The sequence below is a fragment of the Pampinifervens navoyensis genome (genome assembly GCF_046159715.1).
Classification (GTDB): Bacteria; Aquificota; Aquificia; order Aquificales; family Aquificaceae; genus Pampinifervens.
This window is the reverse complement of the sequence record NZ_JBJXCT010000034.1, coordinates 1-278: the sequence shown is the minus strand read 5'-3', so window position 1 is coordinate 278 and position 278 is coordinate 1. Positions and strand designations below refer to the sequence as shown.

Below are 278 nucleotides of genomic sequence, written 5' to 3'. Positions count from 1 at the left end.
GGCGATGAGCTCGTCATCGAGGGCCTTGTGGCCGCATCCGTCGATCTCGACGTGGGTATGGAAGTCCAGCGCGGTGATCGCGTCGAAGTCGACGGCGTATTCATAACGGGTGGTCATGAACATCCTTTCGGTGCTTTCGGTGCTTTCGGTGCAGAGTGATCAGATTCAGATCGACTGGCGAGTGCGGCGTCCGCTTACCCGGCGCCCGTATGCCAGCGCGAGCGAACCGACGGTTGCCGAAATGAGCGTGATCACGACGCCGAGCGCCGCCACCACCC

1 pseudogene is annotated in these 278 nt (G+C 62.2%); it reads right to left on the bottom strand.

From position 1 onward, the window contains the following. Nucleotides 1–117 (bottom strand): annotated as a pseudogene (locus tag ACKRDP_RS09890) (4-hydroxyphenyl-beta-ketoacyl-CoA hydrolase); the annotation flags it as partial. Nucleotides 118–278: the final 161 nt, after the last annotated feature.